Annotated in this window: 24 protein-coding genes and 2 pseudogenes; 8 read left to right on the top strand and 18 right to left on the bottom strand. The window is 36.9% G+C overall.

Going from position 1 to position 25,899, the window contains the following annotated elements; genetic code table 11:
• Window positions 1-23: 23 nt before the first annotated feature.
• Genes ACIFOT_RS07310 through ACIFOT_RS07300 form a run of 3 tightly spaced genes read left to right on the top strand, consistent with a single transcriptional unit; the run spans window position 24 to window position 3,226 of the window.
• A complete protein-coding gene (locus ACIFOT_RS07310) occupies window positions 24-962 on the top strand; it encodes an ABC transporter ATP-binding protein (RefSeq protein ID WP_430063525.1) in 939 nt (312 codons plus the stop codon).
• A 12-nt stretch (window positions 963-974) separates the two neighbouring features.
• The gene (locus ACIFOT_RS07305) at window positions 975-2,081 is read left to right on the top strand and encodes an ABC transporter permease (RefSeq protein WP_430063523.1); all 1,107 of its coding nucleotides are present in this window, start codon (window positions 975-977) and stop codon (window positions 2,079-2,081) included.
• Window positions 2,081-3,226 carry an ABC transporter permease gene (locus ACIFOT_RS07300; protein ID WP_430063521.1) on the top strand — a complete coding sequence of 382 codons (1,146 nt, stop codon included), beginning with the start codon at window positions 2,081-2,083 and terminating at the stop codon, window positions 3,224-3,226. The genes ACIFOT_RS07305 and ACIFOT_RS07300 overlap by 1 nt, the downstream gene beginning before the upstream one ends.
• 48 nt (window positions 3,227-3,274) lie before the next feature.
• Here the strand turns inward: ACIFOT_RS07300 and ACIFOT_RS07295 are convergent, their stop codons facing one another.
• The 5 genes and pseudogenes from ACIFOT_RS07295 to ACIFOT_RS07275 form a co-directional block, all read right to left on the bottom strand.
• Complete coding sequence (locus ACIFOT_RS07295; RefSeq protein WP_430063519.1) at window positions 3,275-3,787, bottom strand: DUF3231 family protein; 513 nt, start codon at window positions 3,785-3,787, stop codon at window positions 3,275-3,277.
• Between the two features lie 101 nt (window positions 3,788-3,888).
• Window positions 3,889-4,872: pseudogene (locus tag ACIFOT_RS07290) on the bottom strand (DUF3231 family protein); the annotation flags it as partial.
• A gap of 237 nt (window positions 4,873-5,109) precedes the next feature.
• Window positions 5,110-5,250, bottom strand: coding sequence for a hypothetical protein (locus tag ACIFOT_RS07285; RefSeq protein ID WP_430063517.1), 141 nt, complete (start codon window positions 5,248-5,250; stop codon window positions 5,110-5,112).
• A 14-nt stretch (window positions 5,251-5,264) separates the two neighbouring features.
• On the bottom strand, window positions 5,265-6,293 hold the full coding sequence (gene splB, locus ACIFOT_RS07280) for a spore photoproduct lyase (RefSeq protein ID WP_430063515.1): 1,029 nt from the start codon (window positions 6,291-6,293) through the stop codon (window positions 5,265-5,267).
• Entirely contained in the window at window positions 6,290-6,541 is a 252-nt protein-coding gene (locus ACIFOT_RS07275; protein ID WP_430063589.1) for a transcriptional regulator SplA domain-containing protein, read from the bottom strand. The genes splB and ACIFOT_RS07275 overlap by 4 nt, the downstream gene beginning before the upstream one ends.
• A gap of 169 nt (window positions 6,542-6,710) precedes the next feature.
• On the opposite strand from ACIFOT_RS07275, the pseudogene ACIFOT_RS07270 reads away from it, so the two are divergent.
• From ACIFOT_RS07270 to ACIFOT_RS07260, 3 genes and pseudogenes are all read left to right on the top strand, one after another.
• A pseudogene (locus ACIFOT_RS07270) lies at window positions 6,711-7,133 on the top strand (pyridoxamine 5'-phosphate oxidase family protein).
• Between the two features lie 133 nt (window positions 7,134-7,266).
• Window positions 7,267-8,301, top strand: a complete 1,035-nt coding sequence (locus ACIFOT_RS07265) for a DUF3231 family protein (RefSeq protein ID WP_430063513.1) — start codon at window positions 7,267-7,269, stop codon at window positions 8,299-8,301.
• Between the two features lie 12 nt (window positions 8,302-8,313).
• Window positions 8,314-8,760 carry a hypothetical protein gene (locus tag ACIFOT_RS07260; protein WP_430063511.1) on the top strand — a complete coding sequence of 149 codons (447 nt, stop codon included), beginning with the start codon at window positions 8,314-8,316 and terminating at the stop codon, window positions 8,758-8,760.
• A gap of 56 nt (window positions 8,761-8,816) precedes the next feature.
• On the opposite strand, the gene uvsE is transcribed toward ACIFOT_RS07260, so the two are convergent.
• The 4 genes from uvsE to ACIFOT_RS07240 form a co-directional block, all read right to left on the bottom strand.
• A complete protein-coding gene (gene uvsE / locus ACIFOT_RS07255; RefSeq protein WP_430063509.1) occupies window positions 8,817-9,782 on the bottom strand; it encodes a UV DNA damage repair endonuclease UvsE in 966 nt (321 codons plus the stop codon).
• A gap of 63 nt (window positions 9,783-9,845) precedes the next feature.
• Window positions 9,846-10,430: a 5' nucleotidase, NT5C type gene (locus ACIFOT_RS07250; protein ID WP_430063507.1), complete on the bottom strand. Its 585-nt coding sequence runs from the start codon at window positions 10,428-10,430 to the stop codon at window positions 9,846-9,848.
• On the bottom strand, window positions 10,427-11,533 hold the full coding sequence (gene ribD / locus ACIFOT_RS07245) for a bifunctional diaminohydroxyphosphoribosylaminopyrimidine deaminase/5-amino-6-(5-phosphoribosylamino)uracil reductase RibD (protein WP_430063505.1): 1,107 nt from the start codon (window positions 11,531-11,533) through the stop codon (window positions 10,427-10,429). Before ribD ends, ACIFOT_RS07250 begins: the two co-directional genes overlap by 4 nt.
• Complete coding sequence (locus tag ACIFOT_RS07240; protein ID WP_430063503.1) at window positions 11,526-12,284, bottom strand: GTP cyclohydrolase II; 759 nt, start codon at window positions 12,282-12,284, stop codon at window positions 11,526-11,528. Before ACIFOT_RS07240 ends, ribD begins: the two co-directional genes overlap by 8 nt.
• Before the next feature lie 136 nt (window positions 12,285-12,420).
• On the opposite strand from ACIFOT_RS07240, the gene ACIFOT_RS07235 reads away from it, so the two are divergent.
• Window positions 12,421-13,746 carry a D-serine ammonia-lyase gene (locus ACIFOT_RS07235; protein WP_430063502.1) on the top strand — a complete coding sequence of 442 codons (1,326 nt, stop codon included), beginning with the start codon at window positions 12,421-12,423 and terminating at the stop codon, window positions 13,744-13,746.
• A gap of 247 nt (window positions 13,747-13,993) precedes the next feature.
• Here ACIFOT_RS07235 and ACIFOT_RS07230 read toward each other — a convergent pair whose 3' ends face one another.
• The 5 genes from ACIFOT_RS07230 to ACIFOT_RS07210 form a co-directional block, all read right to left on the bottom strand.
• On the bottom strand, window positions 13,994-14,791 hold the full coding sequence (locus ACIFOT_RS07230; RefSeq protein ID WP_430063500.1) for a hypothetical protein: 798 nt from the start codon (window positions 14,789-14,791) through the stop codon (window positions 13,994-13,996).
• Window positions 14,792-14,897: 106 nt separating this feature from the next.
• Window positions 14,898-16,373, bottom strand: coding sequence for a pyruvate kinase (locus tag ACIFOT_RS07225; RefSeq protein ID WP_430063498.1), 1,476 nt, complete (start codon window positions 16,371-16,373; stop codon window positions 14,898-14,900).
• 232 nt (window positions 16,374-16,605) lie between these two features.
• Window positions 16,606-17,964 (bottom strand): arsenic transporter, encoded by a 1,359-nt coding sequence (locus ACIFOT_RS07220; protein ID WP_430063496.1) that lies wholly within the window; start codon window positions 17,962-17,964, stop codon window positions 16,606-16,608.
• A 292-nt stretch (window positions 17,965-18,256) separates the two neighbouring features.
• Window positions 18,257-18,424, bottom strand: coding sequence for a hypothetical protein (locus ACIFOT_RS07215; RefSeq protein ID WP_430063494.1), 168 nt, complete (start codon window positions 18,422-18,424; stop codon window positions 18,257-18,259).
• 297 nt (window positions 18,425-18,721) lie between these two features.
• Window positions 18,722-19,057, bottom strand: a complete 336-nt coding sequence (locus ACIFOT_RS07210) for a hypothetical protein (RefSeq protein WP_430063492.1) — start codon at window positions 19,055-19,057, stop codon at window positions 18,722-18,724.
• A gap of 410 nt (window positions 19,058-19,467) precedes the next feature.
• Between ACIFOT_RS07210 and ACIFOT_RS07205 the strand changes: the two genes are divergently transcribed.
• Window positions 19,468-20,538, top strand: coding sequence for a CotH kinase family protein (locus ACIFOT_RS07205; protein WP_430063490.1), 1,071 nt, complete (start codon window positions 19,468-19,470; stop codon window positions 20,536-20,538).
• Between the two features lie 276 nt (window positions 20,539-20,814).
• On the opposite strand, the gene ACIFOT_RS07200 is transcribed toward ACIFOT_RS07205, so the two are convergent.
• Genes ACIFOT_RS07200 through ACIFOT_RS07185 form a run of 4 tightly spaced genes read right to left on the bottom strand, consistent with a single transcriptional unit; the run spans window position 20,815 to window position 25,894 of the window.
• Window positions 20,815-22,140, bottom strand: a complete 1,326-nt coding sequence (locus tag ACIFOT_RS07200) for a YheC/YheD family protein (protein ID WP_430063488.1) — start codon at window positions 22,138-22,140, stop codon at window positions 20,815-20,817.
• On the bottom strand, window positions 22,137-23,483 hold the full coding sequence (locus tag ACIFOT_RS07195; RefSeq protein WP_430063486.1) for a YheC/YheD family protein: 1,347 nt from the start codon (window positions 23,481-23,483) through the stop codon (window positions 22,137-22,139). Before ACIFOT_RS07195 ends, ACIFOT_RS07200 begins: the two co-directional genes overlap by 4 nt.
• Window positions 23,401-24,843, bottom strand: coding sequence for a YheC/YheD family protein (locus ACIFOT_RS07190; protein WP_430063485.1), 1,443 nt, complete (start codon window positions 24,841-24,843; stop codon window positions 23,401-23,403). Before ACIFOT_RS07190 ends, ACIFOT_RS07195 begins: the two co-directional genes overlap by 83 nt.
• Entirely contained in the window at window positions 24,824-25,894 is a 1,071-nt protein-coding gene (locus tag ACIFOT_RS07185) for a YheC/YheD family protein (protein ID WP_430063483.1), read from the bottom strand. Before ACIFOT_RS07185 ends, ACIFOT_RS07190 begins: the two co-directional genes overlap by 20 nt.
• Window positions 25,895-25,899 lie beyond the last annotated feature (5 nt).

The raw sequence follows: 25,899 nt of genomic DNA, 5'->3' as shown, positions 1-25,899 counted from the left end.
ACAAACGATTTAGGGGTGAAAAGATGAACGTTTTAGAGATTAAAAATTTAACCAAAAAATTCAGTGATTTTATTGCTGTCGATAATATGTCTTTAACAGTTGCCGAAGGTGAAATATTTGGATTTCTAGGCGCTAATGGTGCAGGAAAAAGTACCACCATCAATATGATTGCTGGCCTTCTGCGGAGAAATGAGGGTGTCATCAATATTCTAGGAAAAAATGCTTCCAAAAACAGCCGTTTTGCCAAAATGAACATCGGGATGGTCCCTCAAGATTTAGCGATCTATGAGGACATGACCGCCTTTGAAAATGTGAAATTCTTTGCTGGACTTTACGGCCTGCGCGGTACGGAGTTAAATGCAAGGGTGGAAGAAGCACTGGAATTCGTCGGTCTACAGGATAAACACAAAAGTTATCCTAATAGTTTTTCGGGCGGCATGAAACGACGGCTGAATATTGCCTGTGCCATTGCTCACCATCCAAAACTGATCATCATGGATGAACCAACGGTTGGAATTGATCCACAATCACGGAATTATATCTTAAATTCCGTTCGAAAATTAAATGAAATGGGCTGCACCATTATTTATACCAGTCACTATATGGAGGAAGTCGAGGAAATCTGTTCGCGCATCGCGATCATTGACCATGGCAAGATCATTGCCGAAGGTACAAAGGAACAGCTAAAATCCATCATCACCAATACAAAGGATTTATGGATTGAAGTCAAATCAACGGAAAATGTGAATGTGGAATCTATCAAAGCAATCAATGGTGTGGAAGCCGTTCAAGTTGATGAAAATCTGATCAAAATAAACTCTGACACCGGCGTTAACAATCTTAATAAAATCATCGAGCATTTTATCAATAGTCATATTGAAATCCGATCCCTCCAAGAAAAAGCGCCGAACTTAGAGACTGTTTTCTTAACATTAACAGGTAGAAATCTTCGTGACCAATAAGGGGGATTTACTTTGAACATATTGAATATTGCTTGGAAAGGAATTAAAACAGACTTCCGGGATACTAGGACCTTGTTTTTTATGCTCGCTTTTCCTATCGTGCTGATGCTTGTACTCGGATCTGCCCTATCGAATACCTTTGGGGATAGCCTTCCTGTGGATGACCTTCATGTTTTATATCAAGATACTTCACAAAGTAAAAATTTTAATCAATTTATCGATGCAGCAGAAAAATCTGGGATTCACTTTCAAAAAGTGACCGAAAAAATCAATCCAAAAAATAAAGTGAAACAAGGCAAATATGATGGATATGTAGAAGTGACACCAAAAGGATTACAGCTGTATGTCAATAACGGCATCCAAGGGAATATTCTTCAAGGAATGCTCACTTCCTATGTCGATAAATACAATATTGCTTCAGAGATCATGAAGGTTGCCCCTGAGAAGCTGGAAAGTGCCTTAACTCGCGAGAAAAAGGATGATTTTATTAAGGAAACTTCTATTCTTCCAAATAAACAGCCAGGTTCGATGGATTATTATGCGATAGTGATTACAACGATGATTGTCCTATATGGAGCAATGTCATCAAGCTCTTTAATTGTCAGTGAAAGGGTCAGGAAAACGGCAGATCGTTTAATTGCCTCACCAGTGAGGAGAAGCGAAATTTTTATCGGGAAAGTTCTAGGGAGTCTTGTCAGCAATACCGTTTGTATCTTATTAGTCATTTTGTGCAGCAAACTATTTTTTAAAGCCAATTGGGGCGATCATTTGGGGATGGTCATTCTCGTCTTACTGACCGAAATCATTTTTGCCGTCAGCATGGGAATTGGACTCAGCTTTTTAACGAAGACAAGTGCGGCTCCAAGAATTATCATCATGCTGTTTGTCCAGTTAGCGTCATTTTTCGGTGGAGCCTATTTTAAAATTGATAATCCGACAGGAATCTTTAAGATTATTACGGACCTCTCTCCCCTTACTTGGATAAATTCAGCCATTACCAAAATGATTTATGCAAATGATCTTGCAGCAGCCATTCCGGCAGTGACCATCCATTTGACTGGAGCACTCATATTCTTACTTGTGGCTGTCATCTCTTTACAAAAACGGGAGGGACTATAATGAAGGATATCCTCTGGTTAATTCAAAATACGCTAAGTGTAACGTTCCGAAAAAAGAAAAATATTATCTTATATCTTTGTATGCCCTTAATCGGGATCTTGATTTCCCTGCTCGTGTATGGCGGAGATCAGAAAGTAATACTGCATGTCGGAATTGTCAATCAAGACAATAGTGAAATCGCATCCGATACAATTAAATTTTTAAAAGGCTTGGAGAATGTTAAAATTGTAGAAATTCCAGCTGATAAGGTTCAGGGTAAAATAATTTCGGGCGAGCTAGATAGTGTTATTACCCTTGAAAAAGGGTATTCAGAAAGTGTTTTAACTGGTAAACCTGATAATGTCCAGATTAGTTCGATAAAAGGAGCTCAAATCACAGGATTTGTTAAATCCTATTTATATCAGTACATCGATAATATTTCGACAATTAGTATTGCAGCTGCTGGTAATCAACAAACCTTTAAGCTGATGTATCAGGATTTTCAACAAACTAATTACAAACTGACTACTCATTCGTTAGAGGATACATCTAAAAACAAGAATATGACCAATCAAACCATTGGGTTCCTTATCATGATCATGCTTATGTCTGCAGGAAATATGTCAGAGATCATTCTTCTTGATAAAGAAAACAGAACCTATTTCCGCTTACTTTCAACACCCATTAATGCAAGAAAATATTTATTGGCTAATGTATCAGTCAACATGATTATTATGACGATACAGGTTCTCATCACGTTAACAATTATGAAAATCCTTTTTAATATCGGCATAAACATGTCATTTTGGCAGGCTGCCTTCGTGATGATTCTATTTTCATTTATTTCAGTAGGACTCAATTTAGTGATTGTTGCATTTTCAAATAGCCGCAGTGCAGCTGGAGCGATGCAAAATTTGATTATTACCCCGACGGTTATGATTTCCGGATGCTTCTGGCCGGTCGAAGTTATGCCAAAAACGCTGCAAAAAATAGCTGATTTCCTGCCGCAGCGCTGGACCTTGGCTACCCTGACAAAACTGCAAGAAGGAAGCTCCTTCAGCAGTTTATCATTAAATTTTATGATTCTGATTGCTTTTGCGGCAGCCTTTTTCCTAATAGCCGTTTATAGGTTCAGCAGAAATAATTCTACTCAGAACTTTGTGTGAAAAAAGCCTGTTCCTTTTTAGGAACAGGCTTTTCATTTAACAAGGGTCTTAACAATCACCGTGCTTATTTGGGTGCAAAGGTGGCGGGATGAGCCAGCCTTTCTCCTTATTTAAGCGGAGTACTTTTGCCCCAAGTGCAGCCTTTTGGTTGTGAATTTGAAGATATAACATGGCTACGTCTTCCCTAATTGATTTACCTATCACTTGACTGCTGGTTACCAGCCCTGCAGCAATATCTGCTGAAAGCGTTGCGGAAATAGCCGGATCTGGGATTCTAGCTCCAACTGGAATATCCTCTAAACATGCATCGGGCGGCTCTGGTGATGCCGGTGGTAAACCAATACCATTTTCTTTTAAGAGTTCTTCCACCTGTTTCTTTTCATGCTGGCAATTATCAATTGCTTCTAGTAATAATTTTTTTAAATCATCGTCACCTGCATGGTTAATCATGGTTTGATATCCTGCAATCATACCATTTCCTGCTAATACTGATGCCCAAAGATCAAAAGCTTCACCGTAGTGTAATGGTTCCTCTTTAGGATTTCCACTTAAAATTCCCATTGTTGCCCTCCTTAGTAAATAGGAAAATGAATTCATTTATAGTGCCACCTTTCTTAAAGCACATAAATAACCTTCCCAAGATTAATTAAATGATTCTAAAATTATTGTTTTTTAGTTGCCAAATCCTCACGATTATCTGCTAGCGGCGGCTGCTCCAGCCATCCGTATTTTATTAATAATTCGGCTCCGTCCTCTGCATATAATCCTACCTCCGCCATTTGCTTCATGAATTCCAAAGCTATATCCCTTCTTTGAGAAACGGATGCACCAGCCCCAAAATAACCAATGGCAGCGGAAACCTGGATAACAATATGATTTAGCATCAATTTTTCAGAAAAGGGTGAAATAGTTGAATTTGTCACTTCAGATACCCATGAGGCAGGGGATGCCAAATTACTTTTTGTTAAAAAAGAACTAAGTTCCCCAAATTGTCTTTCACATAAGTTTTTCCCTTTTAAATAATACTTTTGAATTTCTTTTATTTGACTGACTTGTCCAAATCCTATTTCTAAAACCACTTTAACGACGAGTTTCATCATGTTAAAACTAATCCCGCTAATTTCGACCGCATTTAATGGCCGCTGCTTTCCAAACCAGCCCGTCAAATAATTTTCATTCTTTACAAAGTCAATTTCCTTTGGTGCGTTAATATGTGGAGGTCTGCTGTAAATCCCTTTATTAAGCATTAAGTTTACAATTCGGTTATATAATTCCATCGCTTCATTATCACATTTGATAAAGTAATTGATTTGGTCATCTCTTGTGGAAGTGGAAACAGCACCCGCGTATCCAGTTAATCCAAGCAATGTCATCACATGCATATAAACCATCATAAATTTATCGGTAAATAAAGATGGAGCACTAAGATTAACATCTTCTTCAAGTGAAAAACCTTTCGGTATGGGAAAATTCTGTTGGCTTAAAAATCGTTTGATGTTATCAATGTGAGATTCGGCAATGCTGCGGGCGAATTCAAGCAAGTCCTTAATTTCTGGATCTTCCGCTTTATCAATAGAATGAGTCAATATACAAATGGATAACGAGTCGTTTATATATTGAGTCCAAAGATTTGCGATTTCGGCTGAAGTAAGTTCTGCGGTATGCTAATATTATCCACTTAAAAGCCTCCATAAAAGTAAATATATATTTGTATAGTTCACCTTTAAATAAGTTATTAACCTAACTTTTTAATTCTGTTATTTAATAGTAAACTGAATAAATTTCCATTTTTATGGAAAAATATATCCTACATCCAGGAAGTACAACATTGAAAAAGGTCTGGGAAATATATTCCCAGACCAACTTACCCTATCAAACCTATATTAACTCTTTTGAACTTGATCCACTTGATTGTTTCCATATCCAGGGACACTGCCCGCATGCTCATTATGATATTTTGTTCCTGAACCCTGCTGATATTTACCTTTTTGATTCTTAATGCTATTAGTTTGTTGTTTTGACATTTTTTCAACCTCCATTATGTGAAATATTCCAATTTTGCATTTGGAAAAAACTTTTCCATATAACCGTATAGGTGAGTTTTTAGATCCTCTTCTTCCTCTTTTTGATAAATGTATTTTCCAATTCCATATTTCCCCCATTTATATCTTCTTTTTTCTTCATCCAACTCTAATTTTGTCATCGGATAATTTTTTTCAATTACTTTTTTAGCTGGTTTGGTAAAACGATGTTGAATAAATTCGAAGGTTAAGTCCTCCTTAGCCTCCGGAGGCAATTCAGCTTCCAAACGCTCAAACATTTTGTAATAACCGTCTTCCCATCCTTCATGGAGATAAATCGGCGCAACAATAAATCCAAGTGGGTACCCTGCTCTTGCGACTTTTCCTGCCGCCTCAATCCTTTTTTCCAATGGCGAGGTCCCAGGCTCAAAGTTCTTAATGACATAATCAGCGTTAACACTAAATCTAAATCTTGTTCTTCCATTATGTTGCGCATCAAGGAGGTGATCCACATGATGAAACTTGGTTACAAATCGAAGTTTTCCAAGTTCAGATTTTCCAAAATGCTCAATGGCTCTTTTTAGCGTATGTGTTAAATGATCAATCCCGACAATATCAGAGGTACAGGAGGCTTCAAACCTAGTCGGCTCTGGAGCCCGCTCCTCCATGTATTTATCGGCAGCTTCAAGAATCTCCTCAACATTCACGTATGTACGGATATATGGTTTACTGCCCATTGTTGTTTGTAAATAACAATAATGACAATGCCCCATACATCCAGTCGCGAATGGAATGGCATACTCTGCCGAAGGCTTAGAAGTATCGAATTTCAGTGTTTTTCTAATTCCAACCACCAGTGTTGACTTAGCAACTCGATATCTTTGGAAGTCATTGTCACCGGGCAAATTTCTTACTTGATTATGGGAAGTGGTGTAACGGATTTCGACATCCATCTTTTCAAATTTTTCTAGAAGTTCTTGCCCTAATGGGTAGTCCAATGCATCTGGCTCAAAGTAAACCAGTTTAGGTGTGAAAGGGTTATTCATTCCAATATCCCTTCTGAGGCACTTCCATAATAGTAATCAAAGGCTTGATTTGCCTCTTCTTCTGTAGAATAAATGGCCATATCATTGGAGAGCGGGTAATAGGTTTCGTACAAAAATAACGCTAATTCATTGGGCTGGTCAGGATTATTGACAACCGCAGCTGCTTGGATGTTTGCAACATCCTGTGTATGGGGATTTCGGTAAAAAACATAAACGATATCTCCAGCATGGTAATTTTGGTTTTCCATTCCATCACCTTTTCTTCTTCGCAATTAACTATTGTCACCCATTATTAAAATTTTTCCCTTTTCGCAGCTTAAATTATGTTTTCTTGATAATGGTAATTAACCATCGATTAGTATAGGTTAGTTAATTATGAGGAAATTAATATTGACTTATAAAAAAGGAGCATAATCAATGAACAATCAAAATTTAAAAGAAAAGGTTATCAAGATTATCTCTGATCACAAAACCGGTGTCCTCTCATCAGTTGAAAATAATAAGCCCCATTCACGCTATATGACGTTTTACAATGATGACCTTACCCTGTATACACCTACAAAAAAGGATACTGAAAAAATTGAAGAAATAGAGAAGAACTCATCCGTCTCTGTCTTATTAGGTTATGAAAAGAATGGATAAAGCGACGCCTATGTAGAAATCATTGGAACAACTAGCATTAATGACTCACAAAATCTAAAAAAGCAATATTGGGATGAATCATTCAATCAATGGTTCGAAGGCCCAGAAGATCCGAACTATGTGTTTCTTCAAATCGTACCTGAAACTGTCCGGCTCTTAAATCTTCATGGTGAACCGCCACATGAGATTACTGTATAAAATTGGCTCTTTTTACTGATTATTTCAAATCTCAGTTAATGAACCGCTCTTCCCTGTTGAAGAGGTTTTACTGCCGATTATAATACAATTTGAAGAGAATACTATCCTAAAGCGTGCATGAAGGGGAGTATCCATGAAAACGATTAAGCCAATTAAATTAGGTTCATATAAAGAAGATACTAGCGAAAAATTAACTTCTGCAGAAATGGGTAAACTTTGGGCTACCTATATGGGAAACAGCATGTCCACATGCATATTAAGTTATTATCTCCAACATGTTGAAGATAAGGATATTAAAACGTTATTAGAAAATGCATTAAAGCTAAGCTTAGAATTTTTGAATACAACTAAAGGAATTTTTGAAAAGGAGAACTACCCTATTCCTAAAGGTTTTGGGAATGAGGACGTAAACCTTGGAGCTCCACGTTTATATCAAGATCAATTCTATGTTCATTATTTGAAATACGCTGGAAAAGCAGGAATGAGTATCTATAACGTTGCAATTCCTCTTGTCATTAGAAAGGATGTTAAAGAATTCTTTAGGTATTGTATGGATGCCACAATGGACTTAATGGAGCAAATCAATGAAATTTTAATGAATAAGGGATTTATTATGAAACCTCCTTTAATTCCAGTACCTGAAAAGGTGGCTTTTGTTCATCAGGACTTTTTAAATGGTTTCATGGGACATGTACGTTCTTTACATGCCCTAGAAATTGCCCACCTTTACGATAATATTGAAAATAATGTAACGAGCAAGGCACTTATTTTGTCATTTGCACAAGTGGTAAAGGATGAAAAGATTCGAAAATTGTTTGAGTGGGGCAAAGATATGACCACCAAAAACATTGAACACTATATGCAAAAGTTACATAATGAAAATTTACCTACTCCTACTTTTTTAGACGATTTGGTGACAGCATCTACTTTTTCACCATTTTCAGATAAGCTAATGTTATTTCATAAAATGGATATGTTCTCAATGAAAATAAGAGCATTTGGAAATTCAGCTGCAGTTAACGGAAGGCATGATATTGGGTTAATGTATACCAAGTCGTTATTGAAAATCTCAAAATTTGTTGAAATGGCAGCAAAAATCTTCGTAGAAAAAGGCTGGATGGAACAACCCCCACATGCCGTTGATAGAAAAAATTTAGCATCTAATTGAGGTTAATCAAATGTGAATCCAAAAGAAAAATTATTATGGAGCATTGCTTTCCCTGGTTTTGGTCAATTGCTTAATGGGAAGTATGTAAAAGGTATCCTCTTTATCTTTTTAGAATTTATGATAAACATCCGTTCACATTTTAACGAAGTAATCATGCATAGTTTTAATGGGGAAATTGAAAAGACCTTTCTTCGCACTGAATTCCAATGGCTAATGTTTTATCCTTGTGTTTATTTTTTTGCCATGTGGGATGCCTATAAAGATGCAGGTGGAGGCAAAGAACCTTATTCATTTCTGCCATTTGTGCTTTCAGCCTTTTTTGTCACTGTGGGGCTGATGTTTTCAGCGAAAATAAAGGTATTCGGGATGCTGCTGGGAACAGTCTGGTTTCCAATGTTATGTGTGATTCCTGGGGTTTTTATAGGGATATTAATGAAAAAAGTATTAAGAAAAAAATAAAGCTTGGCGAATGCCAAGCTTTATTTATAAAATTACGAACACAATTGTTTTTTTGCCTATTTCAACAGAAAAGAAGAGCCATCAATGATTTCAACATCCTCTCGAGCTCTTATTTCCTCCATTAAATGAAAAAGTGCCTCATCTTTTCTTTTAGCTTCAATCATACAATTAATTTGCGGGATGCTTCCCTTAATTTCTGTTAGAAACTTGAAAAACATATTAATATCAACATAATCTGAATGGTGGCGAAATTCTTTTTGGCTTTTTGGACTGGAAATATGCATTTTTATGGGTAGCGGAGAGTACTTCCATGTATGAACGATCCGATCCCAATTCACCTCCCAGTTTGGATTCTCATGATGGGCAAGGTGATGATGATAATCGAAAACGAGCGGTATTTCTAATTTTTCACATAAATAAAGAGTATCTTCAAGGGTAAAGGAAGTATCATCATTTTCAAGCATGATCATTTTTTGAATCGATCTAGGTACGGCCATCCAATTATCAACAAAGCGTTCCAGTGATGTTTCGGTTTCTTTATAGTTCCCGCCAACATGCATGACGCAGCGGTGAGTTGGGTCAATCCCCATCCCCTTTAATAATAAATAATGCAGCTTTAAGGTTTTGATTGAATTCTTTAAGATGTTATCTTGCTGGGAATTAAGTAAAACAAAATGATCTGGATGGAAATCAACTCTCATCCTATGCTTTCTGACAAAATCACCAACTTCATGCAAACTTCTTTTTAGTGGTTTCATATAATCCCAATCAAGCAGTTCTTCATGATTGGCTAAAGGGATTAATCGGGAGGTTAACCGATAAAAATAAATGTCAGAAGCGGCATTATGCTTAAGGATCCGTAATGTATTATGCAAATTCTCAAGTGATATTCGCTCTAATTTGCGTATTGCAGCCTCCCGATTATCAATTTTCTGGAATTGGGCGAAGGTCATTGTTTTGGAAGGGGAAGCGTTTTTCAGTTCCATGCTCATAGCTACATAACCGAGACGTACAATTGTCATTTGTTCACCTCATTAATGATTTAGAGAAAAATAGCCTGTTCCATATGGAACAGGCTGTTAATATTAAACTTCCCTCTTTTCTACTTCGCACTCTAAAACAATAGAGAAATCTGACCAATTTACAATTCGCGGTAAATCCAAATCTCGATTATAGGATTGATCTCTTACAAACAGCTTTGTTGATTCTTGAAGTAGTGTATTTAGAACCGCAGGCTTATCATCGAAGTAATAATCCAGTTTTAAATTTTTGATGATGTCCACTTTTTCATGATCCTGCATGCCATAGAAAAAACGGTCATCACGGATGGGAAAGCCCCTTTCCTTCATCCATTCCATTGTCTGGTCCCGATACCCCTTTGGCCTTGAGGTAATGTAATAGATCTCATGCCCTTGTTTATCAAGTTGCTGCAAGGTTTCAACCGCTTCGGGATAAGGCGGGCAGGAGGTAAAATAAATTTCTTCTAATGATTGTTTCCACATTTCCTTCCCCTGTTCATCCGTTAACCCAAAAGGCTCATGGATCTCCACTCTTTTCAGTTCGTGAAAATGGTCAATCGGTACCTTCTGATTCAATTTTTTATTATAAAGATGGAAAGCGTGCTCCCTTAAATTTATTAACGTATCGTCAATATCAAAGCCGAATTTCATTTTAATCCCTCATTATGGTAAAGCGGATAGCCGATAAATTTAAAATCCGGCCCGATATTTGTAAAAGATCCATCCGAAAGCTCGACGGCCTCGCTCATTTTTTCAAATCCTTCCCCCTCCAGGAAGGTTGGGGCATTCTTTCCGCCAATTAGTTTAGGTGCAAAATAGAGGACCACTTTATCAATGAGTTGATTTTTTAAAAAAGATGCGTTGATTGTTCCCCCGCCCTCAATTAACAAAGAAGAAACTAAATTTTCTCCCAGGATATGTACAACATCATTAGGATCGACATGTTTGGATCCGCTTGTTTGAAAAACTTTTATTCCTAAAGATAATAATGCCGCTTCCTTTTCCTTATCATAATTCTTACTTGTAAAAATCCATGTTTCTGCCTGTTTATCGGTGACAACTTTAGATTCTAAAGGTATTTTTAATGCGGAATCCATTATGACACGGATTGGGTTGCGTCCATTTGGAATCCTTGTTGTCAACTCAGGATTATCCTTGATGACGGTATTGGCACCGACTAGAATCGCCATATTTTCATTTCTAAGGTGATGGACATCTTTTCTGGCTTCTTCTGAAGTAATCCATTTACTGTGGGAAGTGTGAGTCGCGATTTTGCCATCCAAGGTAATTCCAGATTTCAAGGTTACAAAGGGCTTTTTCTGTACAATGAATTTATTAAATACCTCATTCATTTGTTGAGATTCCTTTTCACGGACCCCAATTATGACTTCGATCCCAGCATCTTCAAGAATTTTAACCCCGTTTCCGGCAACGATTGGATTTGGATCAAGCGTTGCAATCACTACTTGTTTAAGTCCTGCCTCTACAATGGCAACTGCACAAGGGCCTGTTCGTCCATGATGGGAACATGGCTCGAGAGTTACATAAATGGTACCTCCCTTGGCTTTTTCCCCCGCCATCCGGAGGGCATGAATTTCCGCATGCGGTTCACCGGCCTTTAAATGGGCTCCAATTCCAACAACTCGGTTATCATTGACAATAACAGAACCGACCAATGGATTTGGATCTGTCTGCCCTTTCATGGCCCTTGCATTTTGCAGGGCCAAATCCATATAGAATTCATGACTAGTCATTTGGGCAAGACCCCTCTTCTTCTTTTAAATGACCGGATCGATTAATTTTTGTCTGAAGGTATTTTTCATTATACTCAGATACATCTCCCCATAATGGCCTTCTCCCTGAAACAGGTAAACCGGAGTTCTTCAAGGCATCTAATTTTTTTGGATTGTTAGTCATAAGGGTAACTGGCTTGGAACGTAAGGCTTTAAGAACTTGGATGGCATCGCTGTAGTTTCTAGAATCATCTACAAACCCAAGTGCTTGATTTGCTTCAACGGTATCATAGCCATTTTCCTGAAGAATATAGGCCATTGCCTTGCTGAATAGACCAATCCCTCTTCCCTCATGGTTTGCTAAATAGAATAAAGCGCCTGTCCCATGTTCAACAATCATTTTCATGGATTGTTTCAATTGATACCCGCAATCGCATCTTTTACTGCCAAAAATATCTCCAGTGTGACAGATGGAATGCATCCGAATGATTGCATCATCGCCGAATTCAAAATCCCCGAAGGCAAGGACACTGGACTGCTGTAATTCTGCTAAATTGGCGGAAGAAAGTTTGTCAATGATCCTTTCAAAATCCTCGGTTACTTCGTCGCAATTTAGCCAGCAATACCATTTAAAAATCACCGTTTCACCATATAAATTAACAGGAAGACGAATGGGTCCTACTAAATAAATCGCTCCCTTTTGGGTTTTAATTAGCTGGATTTTATCTTCTAAAACCGAAAGAACCTTTGGCTCTAATTTGGTTTGCTTCAAATGAATTCCCCCTTTTTTATTTATTATTTGTTAAAGTTTCAAAAAAACGCAAGGAATATGACTAAAAAAGAGGGTGGTTACTACTGTATGCCTGCGTTAAACTATAAATATAGATAATGATATGGAGGTTCTTTTTTTGGAGAAGATTAATTTATCTGATGTACAGTATCCCTTATTAAAAAGCCTTAAATCCCTTGAGGAAGAGCTTTGGCTTAATCCAAAAATCGAGCCTTTTCATTCAGGAATTGAAAAGTCGCCGCTCACTTTTGAGGATGTGTTGAATGCCGAAGAAAGATTAAACCGTTTTGCGCCTTATATTGCCAGCGTTTTTCCTGAAACGAAAGAGGCTGATGGCATTATTGAATCACCATTAATTAGAATACCTTCTATGAAGCAAAAACTAGAAGGTGATTACGCTCAAAACATTTTAGGAGAATTACTGTTAAAATGTGATAGCCACCTTCCGATCTCAGGGTCAATTAAAGCTAGAGGCGGCATTTATGAAGTCCTTAAACATGCGGAAACTTTAGCCTTAACACATGGATTGTTAACGCTCAAAGATGATTATTCCATCCTTGATAGTGATCGCTTTCGAACCTTTTTCTCGCAATTTTCCATTGCTGTAGGCTCTACTGGAAATTTAGGATTAAGTATTGGCATTATCAGCGCCAAGTTAGGCTTTAACGTGACGGTTCATATGTCCGCCGATGCCAAGCAATGGAAAAAAGATTTGCTACGTAGTAAAAGTGTCACAGTTATTGAATACAGTGCGGATTACAGTAAAGCGGTTGAGGAAGGACGAAAACAAGCAGATGCGGATCCTTTCTGTTATTTTGTCGATGATGAAAACTCACACGATCTTTTCTTAGGTTACGCAGTGGCTGCATTACGCCTGAAAAGGCAATTAGAAAAGCTAAACGTAACAATCGATGAAAATCATCCCTTGTTCGTTTATCTTCCATGTGGTGTCGGAGGCGGGCCTGGAGGAGTCGCATTTGGTTTAAAATTAGTGTTTCAAGATCATGTTCATTGTTTCTTTGCAGAACCGACTCACTCTTCTTGTATGTTACTTGGATTAATGACAGGACTACACGATAAAATCGCTGTTCAGGATGTTGGAATAGATAATATTACGGCTGCCGATGGTCTTGCGGTGGGCAGGCCTTCGGGATTTGTCGGAAAAGTCATTGAACCTTTTTTAAGCGGCATTTATACAATTAGTGATGAACAAATGTATAAGCTATTAAAGGATTTAGTAGATACTGAGAAAATCCATTTAGAACCTTCAGCTTTAGCTGGGATGATTGGTCCAATAAAATTAGGCAAAGATGGTTCTGAATATTTACAGAAACATCACCTAACTGAAAAAATGAAAAATGCTGTTCATATCGCCTGGGCAACAGGCGGAAGCATGGTGCCAGCAGAAATATTGGAGCAATATTATCAGCTTGGTCACCAATAGAACAGAGGGTGTCCCAAAAGTATAACTTTTAGTGGCACCCTCGTTTTTTTTGTATGGTTCTTTTAATTTGTCTGTTGATTTGCGCTCCAGTCGCTTCGCTTTCCGCGCGCGTGCAAAGGAGCCTCCCCGCGGAAAGCGAGTGCCCGGAGAGGAAATCAACAGGCCAGTTAGCAGAGAAAATCTAATCATACAAAATTGATAATTTAAATTCAAATAAAACGCCATTCACTTCAAATGGCTTTTAATTTTAGATTTTCAGTTTCGTAATAAAAAACAATTCGTTTTGGAACATTTCTAAGAGTTCTTCAAAGGAGGAATTAATTAAATGGGGAAAAAGATTTTCGAGTGCTTCGTAGTAATCCTGGCCTAATACTTCGCGGAGAATGACATATTTATTAAAAAGCAGTGCTTTTTCGAAATCAATTCCCAGCTCATAAAGGCCTCTAAACAAGTCTGCCTTAGGTATTCTTTTAATTTTTCGATAAATTTTTTCGTTTTTTTCAATAAATTTTTCATTTAAGTAATGGGTTACATAATCAGTATATATCATTTGGCCAATATCATTAGTTTCTTTCTTGGAATAATTAAAACCAATTACACGGTCTTCTTTATTTTCACGGATGATGAAGGTTTTATTCCCCTGTAAATGAGTAATAAAATTTTTAACACTCTTATCAAAAATTTTGTTAAATTGAATAATTTGATGCAGTTTCACCGCAAAGTCTTTGTGTTCCTCTCCGACGACAAAAAGTCGATCCACGATTGGCAAAAGCTTTAAAACCCCTTCGGATAACTGGCTCGAGGCATCATAGATGATGATGTCATGCTCCTTCTTCATCTTTTTAACTTTTTGTTTTTGTTCCGCCAGCGTAAGCTTGGAGAATTCATGAAGGAGATGGTTCGAAGGATCCTCTTTTTCTAATGATCCATAGGAAATGAATGCAACAGATAAATTGGTGTTTGTTTTCAGCCACTGAAAAACGGATAGGGACAATTCTGTTACACCAGACTTTGCTTTTGGCGAATAAAAGCCGACCAAATACACTTTACTCACCTGCCTTTTATTTTAATAGTATTCAAAGTGGAAAGAATGGATATAGACATTCCCCCGATAAAACAAAAAGAGCCGCGCTGCGTCGACTCTTCTCCCACTATAAAATTTGGTAAGTACTTGAGTGGTTCCTTGGTGAAAGACTTTGGTCTGTTTGCAGAATAGTTCTAAGCATTTTTAAGGACTCAATGATATAAGGACCTTTGTTTAGCATAATACAAGCAGCTTGCTTTCCATATGAAGCATCGGTCATTTCTGCTCGAGATGGAACACCTGTTTTAGTTAATTTTTCTAAGACACCTGTTGCCCAAATGGCAGGGATATAAGCAGCAGAACAAATTTTAAGGATTTCATCCTGGGCTATGGCCAAGTTTTCCGGTCCTACCTCTACGGCTAAATCCCCTCTTGCGATCATAATGCCAAAGCTTTTAAACTTTAAGCCCTCGAGGATAATTCTAGCTGTCTGGTGAACAGCATCTTTTGTTTCAATTTTTGCCACAACTGCGAGGTTCATTCCATTATATCTTTTCATTGCCTCACGAAGTTTTTCCAAGTCTATTGGAGAATGAACAAATGAAATTCCAACAATGTCGGCATGCTCAATAATAAAGGGTAAATCATAAAGGTCCTTTTCCGTTAAAGCTGGAACGTTTAAGCTTGGAAGTGAATCAGGCAAATTTACCCCCTTTCCTTCTTTTATTCGAAGCGGTTTAATGGCCGGTGAAAGAATGGTAATTTCAATATATTTTGATGTAATATACTTCACGACTCCTTTGATTTTACCATCGTCAATAAATATCCGATCCTTTAATCTGACATTTCGAAACGCTTTTTCAAGTGTAACGGGTACACCAGCCGGAACATCAGCGGCAGCAGGGTGCCCTTTCATTTCTGGGTCAAGATATAAACGTAAAATGTCGCCTTTTATGACGGATATTTCGACCTGGTCAAGCTTGCCGATTCGCACCTTTGGACCTGCCATGTCCATGTAAATTTTGCAAGTGCGATGATCATAATTCCCTTCTGCCTTTAACTTTTTTTCCGCCCCCCGCAATCCTTCAATGATTAGTTTCCATATCCCTTGGTGATTGTGTGCACAGTTTATCCTGGCAATCTCCATTCCGTTCAATAATAATTCTTTCATTATTTCAGGCTCATGTATCATCTTGGCATCTAAAGTAACCATGATTGCAGATTGAACCTGCTTCTCCCTTTTTCCAAAAAGTTCTGCAGAATTTCTTTCCGAAATTTCTTTTGATTCAATTGGTGTGGGAATAGTGAGCCTGGCGGGTGGCTCAGTTTTGACCTTAAAGTGGTTTAATATTTTTTCCATGGTAAATAAAACGTGCGAAGTGGAGAATTCCAAAGGTGGAAGCCCTTCAGCCGCTAATGGCAAATATAATTCACGTAAATGATATTTTCGAAGTGCTAAAAAGGCCAGCAAGTTATCCCGATTTTGCTGCCCATTTTCCAATGGGAATTTTTCTAATGCCCTTTCACTTTCTTGAATCACTTGATGATAAAGGCTTGATACTTTTTGAGATAGTTCTGGTTGATTAATTGAGACATTAACCACATTCTATTCACTTCCTTGTTAACGCTGAATTATTCATTTATTTTATTATTCAAGGAGAAAGAAAGTGAAAAGAATGGATCAACGATTAGAAATTAAAGCTAAAAAAATAAAAATTAAAGGCTTTGTAAAAGCTCATTGTTGATTTTTAACACTTTTGATTTGAGCGCAAATCAACAACAAAGTTTAACAGAACCATTAAAAGGACTCATCCTTTGATGAGTCCTAGAAAAGATTATGGTACAAAAACGAGTAATAACCAAAAATACAAGCAGATGAGCGTGAAGACCAACGTTAGGGGAATAACCAGGATTGTCACTTTAATATATTCCATCCAGGTTATTCTAATCTTATTTTTCTTTAGGATATGCATCCAGATAAGCGTTGCTAAAGTTCCGATTGGAAGAATAAGCGAGCCGACATCACTGCCAATTATATTAGCGAGGTAAACGGTTTTTATAAGGAGCGGACTTAATCCCATATCCGTTAATGCTAAGGTTGAGATCATTAATGCAGGGTGATTGTTAAAGAGGTTGGAAAGCAATGCTGTTATTAATCCCATGGTTAAACTTGCATGCAATAAGCTATCACTGACTAATGGTTTTAAATGGTCAATTAAAAAGCTTGAAAGGCCAATATTGTGTAAACCAAAGATGATAACATACATACTAAAAGCAAATATTAAAATATGCCAAGGAATCTTTTTGACGACATCCTTGGGATTGGTCTTTAAATATACCCATCTCCAAATTAATAAAATGAACGAGCCGAGAACGGCGACTAAGGATACCGATATGCCAACAAAAGATGCTGCAAATAAACTAATTCTTACAAAAAATACAAAGATTAGCATTCTAATCATTAGCTTTTGTTGTTGATTAAATAAATCTTCCTTGTTATTCTGCAATGGGTGGTACCGCCGGTTTTTTTGCAAGGGGATACAATAGGAATGGTGTCCGATCTCACGGGGGATGTCATTCTTGAATACTAGAAACAATAAAAAGGAAAGAAATAGTAACCCAATTACCCCTGGCACAAACATCATTTCTGTTTGTAGATAAAGGTCCATTCCAATTATTTTTAATGCAATTAGATTCACAATATTACTGACACCGATCGGTGCACTGGATGCAGTTGCAATTAACGCCCCACTCAACAGGAATGGAATTTTTTGTTTATTTTTCAATCCCAAATTATTTAATATTAATATTAATATCGGTGTTGTTATTAATATACTGCCATCATTATTAAAGAAAAGCGTCATGAGAAAGCAGAGCAGTAGGGTGAACCAAAATAAGCGAAAACCTTTTCCTTTTGATAGTTTTAACATTAGAGCTGCAGTCCAGTTAAAAAAACCAAAGCTTTCAAGCACAATTGCCATAACAATGGTTGCGATAATGGTAATCGCTGCTCCGGTTACCTTGGAGCTGATATCTAGTAAATCCCCTGTCGAAACGCTTCCACTTAAAAAAACAAGAATGGCTCCAATGGTTGCCGGAATTGCTTCGTTCATGTTTTTTGGACGGATAAAGATCATAACCATTGTTAAAATAAAAGCAAATATGGTAATGAGAACCGTCGATTGATGGTACATAAAAATTAATTTACTCCTTTCAAAGAGTTTCGTTCTTAATTTTTCCGTTTCTTCATTTCTTGTCCTTGCTCTATATTACGTCCGTTTTGTGAGGCTTGACCTAAACGAATATCTCGGATAAGTAATAAATCAGCATTAATCTATAAAATTCATATAGATTATTACCTATTTTTTTCTATATAGGCGGATATCATAATGGTAGATTACTAGGCATATGTAAGATAAATTAGATGAAAATTGAATTCATTAAGTTATTAGTAATTTATAACAAATAAATAACCGATACTGATGGTCAGTATCGGTGTCTTCTTTTTTGACTGGTGGAATTGAATATTGCTTTTTTACCTGCCGCTCTTACCTTAGCTGCCAGAGCTGCTACTAGAGCCGCTACTTGAGCTGCTACTTGAGCTGCTTCCTCGGCTGCTGGAGCCGCTGCCTGTAGAACCGGTACCTGTACCACCTACAGTGCCGCTACTTGTGTTGCTTCCTCGGCTGCTGGAACCGCTGCCAGAACTGCTGCCGGAACCGGTCCAAGAGCCGCTCCAAGAGCTGCACGAAGAGCCGCTGCTGCTTGAGCTGCTTGCTCGACTGCTCGAGCTGCTTCCTAGGCTGCTCGAACCGCTGCTAAAGCTGCTGCTAAAGCCACTGCCTGTAGAACCAGCACCTGTACCACCTACAGTGCCGCTACTAGAGCTGCTTTCTCGGCAGCTGAAACCGCTACTAGAGCCGCTACCTGTAGAACCAGTACCTGTACCACCTACAGTGCCGCTACTAAAGCTGCTTTCTCGGCTTCTAGAACTGCTTCCTCGACTGCTTGAGCTGAATCCTCTGCTGCTTGAGCTGCTTCCTCGACTGCTTGAGCTGCTTCCTCGGCTGCTTGAGCTGAATCCTCTGCTGCTTGAGCTGCTTCCTCGACTGCTTGAGCTGCTTCCTCGGCTGCTTGAGCTGCTTCCTCGGCTGCTTGAGCTGCTTCCTCGGCTGCTTGAGCTGCTTCCTCGGCTGCTTGAGCTGCTTCCTCGGCTGCTTGAGCTACTGCTAGAACTGCTACTTGAGCTACTGCTAGAGCTGCTGCTTGAGCTACTGCTGGATCCACTGCTACCCCTTTTACCAGGACCTTTTTTACCTCTGCTACTGCTACTGCTACTGCTGCTACTGCTTCTAGAGCCCGTACTGCTAGATCTGCCTGTACTTCCTGTACTGGAGGAGCTTGAAGAACTCATTTGTGCAACACATTGTTTGTATTTTCTTCCAACAGGGTTATTATCCATAAAGCCGACAACATTATTTTGTTCTGCTTGCGAAAGCAACTCTGCAATATCAAGTTTTAAAACCATTTTTCCACCACTTTCTAGATATTTTATTCTCTATTCCAATTTATGTGGAATTAGCACATTTGCCATAGACAAACATTTAATTTTTTTGCTTGTAATTTTTTTAAGTTTATAAACACATACATATACAAAAATGCATATATCTAGAAAAAAGTTGTTTAGGGGAATTCAAGTGTTAAAATATGAGATTTTTATCAATCCTAAGTGGTTAAGAAAATTGAATAGGGACATTTGGAAAGATGATTTAGTGCCTGCTGAATTAATGATTGGGGAAAATCGATATACAGTACAAATTTCCTACAGAGGGAATGTCATTAGAGATAAGAAAAAAAAATCTTATCGAATTATTTTCGATAAGCCTTCTGTTGTAGATGGAGCCCATGAAATAATCCTAAATGCGGAATACATTGATGTTACTATGAGCAGAAATAAACTCTCATTTGATTTATTTGATAGGATCGGTGTTTTGGCCCCCCACTCTAAGCATGTTCTCCTCTATATTAACGGATATTGTAAGGGCATTTACCTAGAGATTGAATCTGTCGACCAACATCTTCTAGAAAAAAGAAATTTACCAACAGGCCCAATTATTTATGCGACCAATAATCGGGCAAATTTCTCATTACTAACCAAAAAGAAAGAACTGAAAACCCGGTTGAGTCAAGGATATACCTTAAAGTTTGGTACGAACGAAGATCTAGAGGAATTAGAACAATTTATTGCCATGATAAACACTTTAAGTAATGAAGATTTTGAAAAAGAAATTGCCAAAGTACTGGACGTCGATCAATATCTAAAATGGGTAGCTGGAGTTGTTTGTACCCAAAACTATGATGGTTTTATTCATAATTATGCCTTATATAAAAATAGTAAAACACAATTATATGAAATCAGCCCATGGGACCATGATGGCACTTGGGGACGAAATATTCGCGGCCGGTTGATGGCATATGATTACGTTCCATTTACTGGATATAACACCCTTACGGCAAGGCTCCTTCATCTTACTAGATTTAAGAGACAATACAAGGATATCCTATCAAATATCTTGGAAAATGATTTTACTCTTAAAGTTCAAGAGCCTATTATTAATAATCTTTTTGAGACAATAAAACCATACATGAGCCTTGACCCATATATTACTTCAAATCCTGAAGCAATAGATGAAGAAAAGAAAGTCATTTTTGATTTTATACAAAAAAGAAGTTCCTACATTATGGATGAATTAACAACATTTAAATAGAAGTATATGGTCTAGTATCATATACTTTTTTTGCTTTTTTCAAAATCTATTAATGGCAAATATAGTAATTCTATCCAGCAATTAAATATGTATGTTTAACATGTATGATAGAATTATTTAATAAATTGGCTGTGTTAAACTTGATTGTTGATTTGCGCTCCAATCAACAGTGTTAAAACATTAACAATGCCCTTTACAAAGCCAATAAATTTAAAAGCCCTCAATTATGATGCCATAATTTAAGGGCTTTTTGAAAATATTGTTTAACAGAGCCTTTTACTTAAAGTCGGAAATTGATTTTGCATAATCAAAGGGAGCCGTTACAACTTTTAAATACAATTGCTTATCTGAATTTAGTAATGCTATATGATCTTTTAAAGGACTGATAGTTACCAGCCATAATTTCTGTGACTCATCTAAAATGATTTGAATACCCATTTCAGCATAGTTTCCGCCAGATTTTTCTAGATTTTTACAAATATAGATACAAAACTCTATGATTTCCTGTTCCTTTAAAAAAACCTCTCTTTCATCCATTTGAAATAACTTCCTAAAAGCATCTCTGCCATTTAATGTGAATGCTGTTTTACTGGAAAAAGAAGGTGTACTTTCAATTTCACTAAGTTGAGCAGCGATATAGGAACATTTCCAATCCATCCTTGCATTTTTTTGCATCATAACAATAAAATCTACCCAGCGTTGATCGTATCTCTTAACAGGAACAGCTTGCTGAACTAGATATACTCCATTCGATAACAAGGCGTTTAGAAATTTTTTTGCTTCATCACGGCTATCAAAATTATTTTCCATTGAAAAATAATCGATGAATCGATATTTTTCACCCGTTTTTTCTACCTTAAAAAAATTTTGTCCCTTGCCTGCTTCGACAGGTTTAATATATGCGGATCCAAATTCTGCTAACATCTCATCGAGGTTTTGTATGTCTTCCAATAACACAGTAAATGGCAAGTGTTCTAGAAGTTGTTTATCGTCGTGAAGCCATTCCCATAATTCCCACTTATTACATAAGTTCGTGTTAACTATAGAATCTCCGAAAATCGAAACCATTTTATCATAATCCGTTTTGTTTACATCAATATGAAGGTATAAGCAATCAGGAAATGGAAATGTACCAAATTTCCAGACAACGTCTTCTCCATTACCCTCCCCCTGATAATAAAATCCCTCGATAGTTTGATTAGAATAATTGATGCTATCAGCTGCACAAATATAAATGAGTCCCTTAATGTGGTCATAGCTTGTAAAATAACTTAAATATTGATTTAATGCCTCAATGTTCATATCTTGTTTTTCCTTAAAAGCAAGAAAACCAATGACAGGACCTATGTGAATATTCCTGCCGTGAATTTTCATTTCATATTGGAGCTGATCAGGAAGTTCAAAAGGTAATTTTAGAGAACTAGCCATTCCAATAAAATAATCCGGCAAATCGTTTTGGAACTCAACATTAACCTCATGTCTCCACTTGCCTATATTCACAATCATCCTGCGATGCCGGGCTTCCCCGACTTTCAACAAAGCTTCTGGAAGAAGCATTAGTTTTTCGTTTATAGTTGACATTCTTTTTATATACTGGCTCATTGCAAATCCTCCGGAAAACCAGCAAGTCTTTTTGCATATAACATATTCAGCCGTTTGATTTGATAAAAAAGTGGTCTGTCATTGATATCAAGAGCGAACAACGGACTAGGATTCAAGTTGTTCATTTCAATAATCCATACGTTTTTCGAGGTGTCAATCGCGATATCTACCCCTAAATTTCCACAATGTACCCCACATTCTTCAATTCGGTCCGCAGCATTAAGTATGATTCTATTAATTTCTTTACGAAACCTATAAACCTCTTCATCTGACAAACCAAATATTTTTTGAATCGTTATTTCTCCAATTTCAGCAGTACCACCAGCAAGAATATTGGTTACTATGCTACCTTGCTGTCCATATTTTGCAACCATACACATATCTTCCCAAACACCTGATTGGTTTTTTACCATAACAATTCGGAAATCAATTTTTTTTCCCTCATAGGAGATTAAGTCAAGAGCTTGCTGGAGAATAATGGTTTTCTTCTTAAACTGGTCTTTAAAATAGGAGTCCAGCTCTTGAATACTTGAAAATTGCTTTTCATACGGAACACCATTTTGATGATATTCTAACTTCAGTCCATTTATCCCATTTTTTGATACCTTAAATATCCGGTCACCCATGCTGCCATGAACTGGTTTTACAAAGATTTCATTATACATTCCAAGTAGGTAATCAATATCTTCGGCATGATTATAAATCATGGTTTTAGGCAGATAGGGAATTATCTCAGATGATTCACTTAACCATTTATACATCTCCCATTTGTTAAACACATAACTGTTAAAAAAACGACTGCCATATACAGTTTGAAAATGATTTCGCCAATCTTTATTGAGATAGATAATTTTAAAGACTGACGCAGGATAAGCATACACTCCTGGCTCCCACTTTTTCATTTCTGGATTATATAAATATCCTTCGATTGTCTTTTCAATTGGATTGATTCCTTCAAGTGAGAAGGCCAATGCAGCTCCTCCGATATGATTATAATCATATAAATAATTGGATAAATACTGTACTGTTTCATCCAAACTAGACTTTTTAGATGCTGTAAGGATTCCGATATAAGGCCCGAGAATTATTTCGTTAATCTCCCGGCGAATCTCATAACGGCAATTCAAAGGGATCCTAAGATTTTCAATGACTTCAACTGATATTTTCAACTCGTTTTCTTCTAAAAAAGAGGATGTTCTAAGCTTTATTTCCAAAGATTGAATACCAAATCGCAGAAACCATCTTTTTCGGGCTGAAATATTATTCTGTTTTGCCATATTCGGATGCATGGTTATGCAGTTTAGTGCATTCAGGTCCGGAATGATGTTGAATTTTGTTTTCATCTTGCACCTCCCTGCCAAAACCTGCCACCTGAGCAGAATATAGAATTGGTTCATAGCAAATCCGCTGATAAATTCTCTCATCCAACTCTTTAAATCCTTTAAAAGCTGGTCGTACATTCGATTCTATAAACCAAAAATGTTTTTGCTGGTCAAGGGCTAAATCTAAACCAAATTCAGCAAAATGATAGCCTGTTTCATCCATTATTTTGCAAAACTCTAGCGAGATAGAGAAAATTTCTTTTTCGATTTGATCAATATCCACTTCCGTACCAAACGCTAGTTCCAATGCCTCATTTAGGTAAAGCGCCCTGCCTCCGTTCGAAATATTTGTAATCATTCTGCCCATAGGAGCAAGTCTGCACTCGATACCATTACATAGCCATTCATTGCTTCTGTTTTTTTGCATTACAACTCTGATATCCCATGGTCTGCCATCAATTTTAGCTAAATTAATATATGGCTGGATAATATACTCATTTTGCTGGTATATTCCCTTACTTAAATATTCCTCTAATTGAGTAAAATGAATAATAATGTCGTTATATTGTTGATGATCGTGAATTTTTATCCATCCGTTGGGTTTCTCAGTAATTATTGATATGCCTCTGCCTCTAGAAAGATTTTTTGGTTTTAGTATCACATTTTTATATAGTTGTAGAAACCTTGAAAGATTTGATAAGCTCAATATTTCGGTTTCAGGGATTATGGGACTTAGGTATTCATTATCCTTTATTCGACTGTATAACTCCCATTTATCAAATCTAACGTCATTAAATACCTTCCAATTTAACTCATCTTTATACTGATTTACAAAATTATTCCGAGAATTAAAACCTCTTCGATAAACGACAGAAGGTAAAGGCAATTTCCCATACTCCCATTTTTGAGTAACAAAATTATAATATTGCCCGTAAATACATTTTTCATTCCAATCAATCGAACAATATCGGAACGCGACGAAGAGTCCACCTACTTGTTGATAAACTCCCATGGCATCCGTAAGTTCTTTCATTCTGCGGTGATGATAATAAAAATGTTGATCACCTAACAAGAAGCCGATTACTGGTCCTATGTGAATCGTCGACTCGGAAAAATACATTTGATATGTGGCCGATGTTTGAAGTAGAAGTTCTTCAATCGTTTCTAGAGACATTTGAAAGACTGATGGATTTTCAAAATGATTTCCTATTGAAGATAAAACGTCAGGATTTGCTTTCACCGTTATAGGGATTTCTTTTTGTCCAAAGATCAGTTTAGTCTTGGTTTTTAGTTTGTTTGCCATTTCAATTGAAGTGTAAATAATATGTTGGAATTGATTTGAAGTATCCGCAGCACCTCGCTCAATTTTGATCCAATCCATTTGGCTGCACCCTTTTCGTTACATAATTATTCATTTGATAATACAGATAATTAAATGAATTATTGAGAAGTGTTAATTGAGTATCGAAATCTAGGAGTTGAAAGAAGGTTTGGTCTTGTTCGAAACCGCTAATATGAATCAGATAGGGGCAATTATTTTCGTCGAAAATAAAGTCAAATGTATAACTTCCAATGAATGGGATGTGGAAATCTAAAAACCTGCCAATTTGGATTGAAATATCTGATAGTTGTTCTTCGTTTACTGGACTTATTAAATCGCGTGTCGCTTCGCTTGATGTAGAATAAGACAACTCTTTTCTCGAAAAAATCCCTTTTTTAACTGCCATAACTGTACTGCACCATTCGCCCTTCTCACTTTTCTGCAGAAATATCTTCGTCTCTAATGGATCATTTCCCATTCTCAAGAGCTCGATCCCTTTGAATAAGATATATTTCTTTTTGTTTATCATTTTTTTTATATAACTAACCAAATCTTCCTTTTTTCGCAATTGCCCATTTTGTCCAATGTAAATCATATAGTCATTGTTCTGAAATTTTTTGATTACAACAGCTTTCGGCGGGAGAAATGAATTTTCCGGCAGAAGAAAAAATGTATCATATTTGTGATCATAATCGATTAAGGTGGAAGTATTAAATGATTTTGATGGCAAGAGATATTGCCGAAATGTTGGACAAGATGCTAACATTTCGAAAATGATTCCTTGTATGAAGCGATTTACTGGATTTATAACAGTAATAGCCTCCAATTTCCTTAAAATGCGCATTTTATCAATTTTATCGGCAGTTGAATGGAGAGCAAAATTATAAATATAAGCTGGTACTTTACATGGTCCATGACTAATATTGTCACCTGCAATCATTGTACCGGTAACAACCAGTTCTTCTAAATCCAAATGACCTAATGTAAAGAGAACAATTTTTATATTTTTACTTTTTGACAAATGTCTGAATTGATCGATCATCATCGTATAAAGCTGCTTTTGCTTTTTTTCATGATATATGAAACCAAAATCTACGGTATCGAGTTGCACGGTCT

It is taken from the genome of Neobacillus sp. NRS-1170 (assembly GCF_050468025.1).
This window is presented reverse-complemented; position numbering and strand designations above follow the sequence as displayed.